Annotated in this window: 9 protein-coding genes; 2 read left to right on the plus strand and 7 right to left on the minus strand. The window is 69.1% G+C overall.

The annotated features are described in order from the left end of the window. Window positions 1-156: 156 nt before the first annotated feature. Genes VNF71_02345 through VNF71_02360 form a run of 4 tightly spaced genes read right to left on the minus strand, consistent with a single transcriptional unit; the run spans window position 157 to window position 4,790 of the window. The gene (locus VNF71_02345; protein ID HVA73391.1) at window positions 157-744 is read right to left on the minus strand and encodes a DUF6262 family protein; all 588 of its coding nucleotides are present in this window, start codon (window positions 742-744) and stop codon (window positions 157-159) included. After that, complete coding sequence (locus VNF71_02350) at window positions 741-3,209, minus strand: site-specific integrase (GenBank protein HVA73392.1); 2,469 nt, start codon at window positions 3,207-3,209, stop codon at window positions 741-743. The genes VNF71_02345 and VNF71_02350 overlap by 4 nt, the downstream gene beginning before the upstream one ends. Then, on the minus strand, window positions 3,206-4,378 hold the full coding sequence (locus VNF71_02355; GenBank protein ID HVA73393.1) for a tyrosine-type recombinase/integrase: 1,173 nt from the start codon (window positions 4,376-4,378) through the stop codon (window positions 3,206-3,208). The genes VNF71_02350 and VNF71_02355 overlap by 4 nt, the downstream gene beginning before the upstream one ends. A gap of 55 nt (window positions 4,379-4,433) precedes the next feature. Next, the gene (locus VNF71_02360; protein ID HVA73394.1) at window positions 4,434-4,790 is read right to left on the minus strand and encodes a hypothetical protein; all 357 of its coding nucleotides are present in this window, start codon (window positions 4,788-4,790) and stop codon (window positions 4,434-4,436) included. A 129-nt stretch (window positions 4,791-4,919) separates the two neighbouring features. On the opposite strand from VNF71_02360, the gene VNF71_02365 reads away from it, so the two are divergent. After that, entirely contained in the window at window positions 4,920-5,312 is a 393-nt protein-coding gene (locus VNF71_02365; protein HVA73395.1) for a DUF6788 family protein, read from the plus strand. Between the two features lie 27 nt (window positions 5,313-5,339). Here VNF71_02365 and VNF71_02370 read toward each other — a convergent pair whose 3' ends face one another. The 3 genes from VNF71_02370 to VNF71_02380 are packed head-to-tail and all read right to left on the minus strand — an operon-like array spanning window position 5,340 to window position 8,178. Then, a complete protein-coding gene (locus tag VNF71_02370) occupies window positions 5,340-6,173 on the minus strand; it encodes a tyrosine-type recombinase/integrase (GenBank protein ID HVA73396.1) in 834 nt (277 codons plus the stop codon). Continuing rightward, entirely contained in the window at window positions 6,170-7,090 is a 921-nt protein-coding gene (locus VNF71_02375; GenBank protein HVA73397.1) for a tyrosine-type recombinase/integrase, read from the minus strand. The genes VNF71_02370 and VNF71_02375 overlap by 4 nt, the downstream gene beginning before the upstream one ends. Further along, window positions 7,087-8,178 (minus strand): site-specific integrase, encoded by a 1,092-nt coding sequence (locus VNF71_02380; GenBank protein ID HVA73398.1) that lies wholly within the window; start codon window positions 8,176-8,178, stop codon window positions 7,087-7,089. The genes VNF71_02375 and VNF71_02380 overlap by 4 nt, the downstream gene beginning before the upstream one ends. Window positions 8,179-8,450: 272 nt before the next feature. On the opposite strand from VNF71_02380, the gene VNF71_02385 reads away from it, so the two are divergent. Next, window positions 8,451-8,753: hypothetical protein (locus VNF71_02385; GenBank protein HVA73399.1), on the plus strand; the 303-nt coding region annotated here is incomplete at its 3' end.

The following is an 8,753-nucleotide window of genomic DNA, read 5'->3' on the forward strand; positions in this document are numbered from 1 at the left end:
GTTATCTCCACTGGATTTGGGCAACCCGCTGGTGGCGGGGCGTTTGGACGGCTGAGCCACGTGAGGCACGTGAGGCACGAAGGGCGGCGTGGGCGATGTTGGCCGCTCGGTCGGGTGCTGCGGAGGACTGCGTGGAGCCGGGGTCGGTCCTCGTGGTCAGTGTTGGCGGTTGCTTTCTTTGATGACTCGCCGCAGGCTCTCCCGGGCGGCGGCGAGTTCGTCCTCGACGTCTCGGAGGCGTCGGCTGGCGGTGTGGGCTTCGGCGGCGCTGGCGTCGCGTTCGGCGACGAGCTGGCGGTTCACGGCCTGGAGGTCGCCGACGCGCCCGATGAGCTCGGCCCGGTCGGGCCCTTCGATCTCGGCGCCGAGTTGCAGGCGGAGGCGTCGGCGGAGCTTGTCGTGCTCGGCTCGAAGGCGGCGGATCTCCTCACGAGCGTTCGCGAGGTCGGCTCGAAGACCTGCGGGGGTGGTGGGGTAGCTGGTCGGAGCGGGCGAGGGTTTCGGCGCGCCGTTGTGGTCGGCTTGGCGCTGTCGGGCCGCTTCGATGTGTTCGCGGATCCCGTCGGCGCGGACGAGCCAGGTCGACACGCCGGCGGCTTTGGCGACCGAAACGAAGGTGACCGGCGCCCCGGCGGCGGCGAGGGCGTCGACGGCGGTCAGGGCCTGTCGGCGTTTGTCCTGGCTTACACGTTGCCGGGCTTTTCGTAGGACGGTGATGCGGGCCTGTCGGGTTGTGGCGGTCATCCGGTCTGTTGGGGTGTGGCGGCGATGACCGGGATCCGCCGGGCGGCGCGGGCACGTCGCAGGAGCCGGCTGGCTTCGTCGACTTCGGCGCGCTCGTCGGGGCCGAGTTCGGCCAGTCGCCGACGCATCTTTTCGGCTGCTCGCCCGAAGGCGTCGATCTCGGCGGTGAGGTTGGCGATCACGTAGTCGGCTGCGCTGATCGCCCGGGCGGTTTCGAGGTCGGCTCGGAGGCTGGCGACGTGATCTTCGAGGGCGGGGAGGTAGGAGGGGTCGGGGCGGTAGAAGCCGCAGCCGGCGCATTGGAAGCGGATGGGGCAGTGACCGCCGCCGGCTTTGACGTTGGACGGTTCGGTGCAGTTGCCGAACGGGACTGACACCGACGCCCGTTCGTAGGCGAGCGGGCTGGCGAAGGGGGACGGGTTGCCGTCGGCGTCGGTGGCCAGGGATCCGACACTGCGGATCGCTTGTTGCTTGCGGCGCAGGCTGACGTGGTAGTAGCCCATCGTGGTCTGGACGGACCGGTGGTCCATCAGCTCGCGCAGCACGTCGACGGGGACGCCGGCGTCGGCGTGACGTTGGGCGTAGGAGTGGCGCATGGCGTAGGGCACGATGAGGGTCGGGTCGAACGGGACGGGGATCCCGCCGGGGCCGAGCAGTTCGCCGTCGATCGTTCCGATGCGTTCCACCCAGAAGTGGAACGCCCGGGCGACGCAGGCCGGGCCGAGATGACCGAGGGCTTGGTGGGAGCGCAGCATCGGGGAAGGGAACAGCCATCCTCGGGTGGCGGTCGGGTCGCCGAGGTGGGCACGGCGGCGTTCCCAGGCCAGGATCGTCTCGGCTGTGGCGGCGGTGATCGGGAGGCGACGACGCATCCGGCCGGCTTTGTGGTTGTCGTAGATCAGGTTGTGGCAGCCGTCGATGAGCTCGACGCAACCGAGGCGGAGGCTGGTCACCTCGCCGGGGCGCCGCCCGGTGTCGCGCAACAACTGGTAGATCACCTGTTGCATGGCTTGGAGGTCGCCGGCGGCGACCGAGCCGGACCGCCCGGTGGGGCCGAGCAGGTCGAGGTGGGCGTCGAGTTGGCGGATCACCATGTCAGGCAGCGCTTTGCCGAGCTCATCCTCGTTGGGGTCCTCGGCGACACGGTGACGGCGTTTGGCCGGGCGGAACGGGTCGGGCACGTCGCGCATGAGCCCGCTGGTGCGGCCGTGCTCGATGAGCTCGCAGAACACGGCCAGCAACAGGTTGCGGTGCGCGGCAGAGTGGAGGGCGCCATCGTCGCGGCGGAGTTCGGACAGGGCGCCGACCACGATGGCGAAGTCGCCGGCGCCGAGGCGCGCCGGGTCGGTGCGGCCGGCGGCGACCAGCGCTTGGGACGCGGCCCGGCAGGCTCGTATCGCTTCTCGGAGCCTTTGCAGGTAAGGGCGGGTGGCCTGGGCCCAATCCTTGATCACGGCGCGCAACCAGCCCAGCTCTATGGTGGTGAAGTCGATCACCCCGAGGGTGGCCGGCCAGCGGCGTGATCCGTTGGACTGCAGACCCAACAGCCCGACCTGCCACACGTCACCGCTGTAAGGATCGGCTCCGGTGTGGAGGGCCCACGCCCGGTCCAGGTGGCCGACGAGGTCACGGAACAGTCCCCTGATGATCCCGTTGTATTGCTGGCCGCCGCGCTCGCAGACCGCTTCAGGATCGGCGTGTCGAACGGAGCGGGCGCCGGCGAGGCGGGACACCAGGATCCTGAGCTGGGTCGGGTCCAACGGCGGCGGGCGCCGGTCTCGGTGTTGAAGCGCGTAGAGCAACTCGAGGCGGGTCAGCTCGGCCAGCCCGCCCAAGCAGAACTGGTGCGCTCCAAGCCGCGGTTGGGCGGCCGCGATCCAGGCGGCTGTCTGTTCCGCCGACAGCGACCGGACGTCGCGATCGCGTCGAAGCCGGTTGGTGTGGAACGAGCACAGCCCCCGGCGGGTGATCCGCTCGCGACCGCATCCGAGCACCGCGCACGGCTCGAGGCGCCGCAGCGGGCGGGCCCGGGCGAGATAGGCCTCAAGTGGCTCGGTGCGGCGCCAGGCGCGCTCATGACGGAAGCACAACCCGTTGCTGTGGTGCTCGCCCTCGCACCCAAGCACCGAGCAGACCCCTGGCGTCAGCAGCCGCGGGACACGACGTCGAGGCGTTCGGTCAACGCCGTTGCCGGTCATGCCCGCCGCGGTCATCCACCGCCGGCAGCTGTCGCAACGACCGTCGTGACGGTGGGTCGCGGTCGGACAGCCCGGTGTGGTGCAGCCCCACGCCGCGGTGCGATCGCTGGCGAGGTCGCCGGTGAACAGCCACAGGTCCGGGTCCCACTCGCCCGGCCGCCATGCCACCTCGACGTTGGCCGCCAGCCACCCGAGCCACAAGGCGTCGGGATCGGGACTCGACGCATCGTCACCGGTGGGGATCAGATGCAGCGCCGAGGGGTTCATCGCCACTGCTCCCCGTCGGCCACCGCGTCGACGGCCCGACGGCGGTCAACGTCGCGGGCATGCAGGTAGACGGTGGTGGAGGCCAGCGACACGTGACCCAACAGCTGCTGGACGACATCAAGGGCGACCCCGGCCCGCACCCAGTTGGTCGCCGCCGTGTGACGCATCATGTGGGGCCGCACCGCGAACCCGCACTCGCGGGCCAGCCGGTCGAAGAACCCTTTCGCCGCCCGGTAGCCCATCGCCGCTCCGACGGGGGCGTGGTAGAGGTTCACGAACACCATGTCGCCGTCGTCGTCGCCGACCAAGCTGTCCCGCTCGAAGACGTAATCCGCGTACGCGGCCGTCACCGCGTCGGAGGCCGGGACCATCCGGGGGAACCGGGACTTGGCCAGCGCGCCGTTCGGGTTGGCCCGATGACGGACATGGACGTGAGGACCCACGACCGCGCACCCCAGACTGCGGGAATCGGCGAGCAGGTGCATGTCCTCGCGGCGCAACCCGAGCGCTTCGCCAATCCGAACGCCGGTGTCGTGCAGCAACACGACCAGGAACCGTTCCCGCGGTCGGCGACAGCAGCCGAACAGCGCCCGGCTCTGATCGGCGCTGAGCGCGTCGGGGAACGGCACCTCCGCTCTGGCCTTGAGCGCCCGGGCCCGCACGGCGCGGAACTGGCCGCCCTCGCCGGGATCGAACCCAGGTGGCGTGAACGACAGCCAGCGCGGCTCGCTCAACCTCTCGGCCACCGCCGCCTCGACCACCCCGCTCCGGGCGCCGAAGCGCAGCAGCTCGCACACCGCGGTGAGCACCGCGTTGACCGTCGAGCCCGAACGCAGCCGCCCGCCACGCCCAGGCGTGGTCTCCACCCAGCGCTTGAATCGGGACAACTCCACCAGGCTCACCGTCTGCCAGTCGGCCCCCTCGGCCTCGCACCAACCCAAGAACATCGCCACCCGCCCCGCGTAGGCGCGGATGGTGTGCGGCGAACGGGAAGCCCCGTGCAGGCAGAGCAGGAAGTCGCTCGCCGCGCGGTGAACGACGAGCTCGGCGTCGATCACCACCCACAACTCGGTCCCGTCCCCCGCTGACACCGCCCGCTCCGCCCGGAACGAGGACGCTCGCGCCTCCCGCTCCCGATCCTGCGTCCACCGTCGTTCATCAGCTGTCAACTCGATCCCTCCCCACGCGATGCGATCGCTTTGATCCGACTTCGACTTCCGAGGCTCAGTCCCAGTCCAACGGCAGACCCCTCCTCCAGCCGGCGTAGCCGGCGTAGCGGCGGCGAGCGGCGGTCGCGCTCATCGCGAGCCGCCCGGCGATCTGATCCCACGTGTAGTCCTGGTCCCGGGCGTCGGCCACCGCGTCGTAAAGGGCGTCATAGGCGGCGGCGCCCAGACTGACCAAAACCGACACGGTCGGTCCAGCGTCGCCAAGCCACATCGGTGCTCGCATGAGCACCAACGACACGGCCGCCGCCTCGATCACCGCCGCACTGCACTCGTCGGTGTAAGGGATCATGGCCCGGTCCCGGCGAGGATCGTTGAACTCCCAGGGGCGGTCCAGATCACCAACAGCAGCCATCGCGCCACCTTTCCCCCAGACCGGTCCGCTCACGACGCGAGGCCGGTGCAGCCCCAGCGACTGCCTCTTGAAGCATACGAACTTCAAGCGTCCCGGAGGTGGACCCCTCGCCGCGATAGGCAACAACCCATGCCCAGCACACAAGCCAGCCGACGCCAACACCAGATCATGGCCGACATCGCCAAGCTCGGGTTCTGCCTACCCGGCAGCCTCGTCACCCGGACCACTCGCTGCGGTAACCGCAGCTGTCGGTGTCACACCGATCCCGACAGCCTTCACGGCCCCTACCTGTCCTGGACACGAAAGGTCGACGCCAAAACGGTCACCCGGAACCTCAGCCCCGCCCAAGCCGAGCGCTATCAACCCTGGTTCGACAACGCCAAACGTCTCCGCGAACTGATCAGCGAGCTCGAAGCCCTCTCAACCCGGGCAGCCAACGAGACCGAAGGCTGGGACACGCCAACTGCGGCGTCGGCGCACCCACAACCGCACGCCGACGTCACCCTCGTGCCTCACCACTAGCAGATACTCCTCAGGAACGACCCGCCGTCATGCAGCCGCCTCGTGCCTCAAGGGGTGAGGGCCAGGGGAGATAACGCATGTGTGGCGAAGAACGTGCGGGGTCACCGCTTTCTCGGTTAGGGAAGGGCAGTGGCGTCGTGCTGTGGCGCTGTGGTTGGCCACGAGCAGTTCGACGGCGTCGACGCTGAGGTGTCGCCCGCGGCTGGTCGGGAAGAGAGGTGACGGCGCTTCGATGCCCGTCTCCTGACCCCACACGCGCAGCGCTTCGACGGTCTCGGCTGTCAGCGGAGTCGATCTCTGCTTTCGTCCTTTGCCTGTGCATCGGATGTGGGGGCCTCTGCCGAGGTGCACGTCGGCCCAGGATGCGGCGGTGAGCTCAGACACTCGAAGTCCGGTCTGGACGGCGGTGAGCAAAAGGGCGTGGTCGCGGCGGCCGACCCAGCGTGCTCGGTCTGGTGCGGCCAGCAGGGCGTTGGTCTCGTCCGGATTGAGGAAGGCGATGTCGGTTCGGTCGGTGCGTTTGGTGGGCATGGCGAGCACCCGGCCGATCAGCTCGGCGTGTTCGGGATGCTGGAGGGCGGCGTAGCGGAACAGCGAGCGGATGGCCGCCAGTCGCGTGTTGCGGGTTCGCGCCGTGTTTCCTCGTTCGACTTCGAGATGGTCGAGGAACGCGCTGATCGTCGTGACGCCGAGGTCGGCGAAGTCCAGGTCACAAGGCGACCGTCCGCCGCGCTGGGAGGCGAATACGAGCAGGAGCCGTAGCGTGTCTTTGTAGGCGGAGATGGTGTTGGGACTGGCCTGCTTCTGGTTGATGAGGCGCTGGGTGAAGAACCCCTGAACGGTGGGGGCGATGGCGCTCATCGGTTCTGACCTGCCTGCTCGAGCCGTCCCGCGGCCAAGGCCAGCAGCTCTGGGACGGCGGAGAGATACCAGTAGGTGGCGGCGATGTCGACGTGGCCGAGGTAGGTCGACAGCAGCGGCATGCGGGCCGCGACGTCGCCGCCGTCGCGATACCAACTGATCAACGTGTTGACGGCGAAGGAGTGCCGGAAGCTGTGGATCCTGGGTTGGGGCGCTCCCGTCGGCTGGGTGAGGCCGGCTCGGCGGACGAGCTGGCGGAAGGCGGGCTGGACTGTCGCGTGGCACAGGCGGGTGCCGCGGGTGGAGGTGAACAGGCTTGAGCGGTGCGGCTGGGGGACAAGCCGGTCTCGTTCGGCCCGATAGGCGGCAAGTGCGGCAAGGGTGCTCTGGTGCAGCAGGATCTCGCGCGATTTCTGGAACTTCGAGTCCCGCACGGTCAGGACTCCCTCAGCCCGGTCGAGGTCATCGGCGTCGACTGCCATGGCTTCGCTGATCCGCATGCCGGTGGCTGCGAGCAGGCCGATGAGGGTCTCGAAGGTGATCGCCCGCAGCCGCGGCTCCAATGACCTGGCGGCGGCCATCAGGGAGGCGACATCTTCGTCGGAGTAGATGTAGGGCGTCGGCCGGTGCTTGCCGGCGGGGAACAGCTCGGCGGGCGGGACTTCGGCGTTGGGGTCCAGCGAGTGCAGGTAGCGCGCGAAGCTGCGCGCCACTCGCATCCGGCGGGCCAGATATGCGGCCGAACCAGTCACTTTGGTGGTCCACGCGAGCGCCGCCTCGGTGGAGACCCTTGATTGGCCGGCCTGCTCGAGGAATGCGATGAAGCTGGCCAGCAGGCCGGCTTCGCCGATGAGCTTGTAGCCGAGCGCCCGGCGCAGGCTGAGATAGTCCTGACTGTGACGGCGCAGCTCGGTCACGGCCGAGCCTCCGGCCAGGGGCGGACCACCGCCGACAGCGCCCGCCGGTCGACCTTGGCGTAGAGCTGGGTTGTTTCCCGGCGCTGGTGACGAAGGACCTGGCCTATTTCGTCGAGGCTCCCGCCAGCCCGCAGCATGTCGGTGGCAGCCGAGTGACGCAGTCGGTGGGCGCCCGCCGGGGCCACACCGGCCCGCCCACACGCGCGCCTCACGATCATGGACACACCGCCGGGCGACAACGCCTGATGAGGAGCCCGACTGTGGACGAACACCGACGTTGCCTCACAGGCCGGCCGACCCCGCTCCAGCCACACTGCGATCGCCTCGCCGACCTCGACGGGCAGCGGCAGACGGTCGCTGCGATTGCCTTTCCCTCTGATGGTGAGCTCGCCGGCTCGCCAGGCGATGTCATGAAGTTGTAGGGCTGCCACCTCGCCGGCCCGCAACCCAAGACGCCACAGCAGGCTGAGAACGGCGAAGTCGCGTCGGCCAAGCGGTCTGCGGCGGTCGCAGCTCTTGAGCAGGCGGGTCAGGTCACCAGCCGGCAGGGCGCGGGGCAGCGAGCCGAGACGCCAGCTGGCCACTGACGGCACGGCATCTGCGAGCGGGCGCGCGATCAGCGCTTCCACGTACAAGAAGCGCAGCAGTGAGCGCAGCCTCGTTGTCGTCGCCTTCGCCGAGGAGACTTTCAGTCGGGCGCACTCTGCCAGCACGAAGCGCGTCACCTCCACGGTCCTCACCGCCTCCAGGTCCAGCTCGCCGTCGGCCGACACCCACGACAGGAACGCCACGGCCACCTCGGCATAGGCCCGAACCGTCGGCGCGGCCAGACCTCGCTCGACAACGAGGTAGCTCCGATAGCGCCCCACCAACACGTCCGTCGGCGTGCTCGGCGTCACCGGTGTCATCGTCACCGCTGTCGCGCCAACTGACGCGAGGTACTCGACAAGGTCGAAGAACCGGAACGACGACACGCCGCTCACATAGCCCCGGCCCCGTCGCCAGGCGCCGAACGCCTCAAGCTGCGATCCCGCCAGGTCAGCGACGCTCCCATCGCTGTCCGCCAGCCACGAACTCAGCTGCGCCACCAGGTATAGGTGAGGGCCTGCTGACCGATAGCCCTGCTCCCGCAGGCGTTGCGCGAAGCCCGCAGCGTAAGGGGCCAACGGCCCCGCCACCCGAACATTCCACCGACTGTCCACGATCTGTGTCCTCTCTTTGGTCGAAGAGAGGAAGTCTCGATCGAGGCTTCAGAATTATGCCGAGGTCATCGACACGACCGAAGCGGCAGGCAGGTCAAACGCGGCCACCAGTAGCGGTCCTCGGCATAATCCGGTCCTCGGCATAAGCGGACGACTGGGTGGCCATGGTGGCCGGGGACCGAGCCGACGCCGAGCGCTTGCGCGAGGAAGCTGCAGCGGTGCTTCTCCCAATGGGGCTTCGGCTCTCGGAGGAGAAGACGGTGATCGTCCACATCGACCAGGGCTTCAACTTCTTGGGAATGCGCATCCAGCGCCACAAGCAGTGGGGGTCAAACAGACGCTTCGTGTACACCTACCCGTCCCGAGCCGCCTTGATGGCGGTGAAGGCCAAGGTGCGAGGCGTCACCCGCAAGTCCATGAACCAGTCGCTCCCCGTCCTCATGCAACGGCTCAACCCGATG

This window comes from Acidimicrobiales bacterium (assembly GCA_035533095.1).
GTDB lineage: Bacteria > Actinomycetota > Acidimicrobiia > Acidimicrobiales > Palsa-688 > DATLUM01.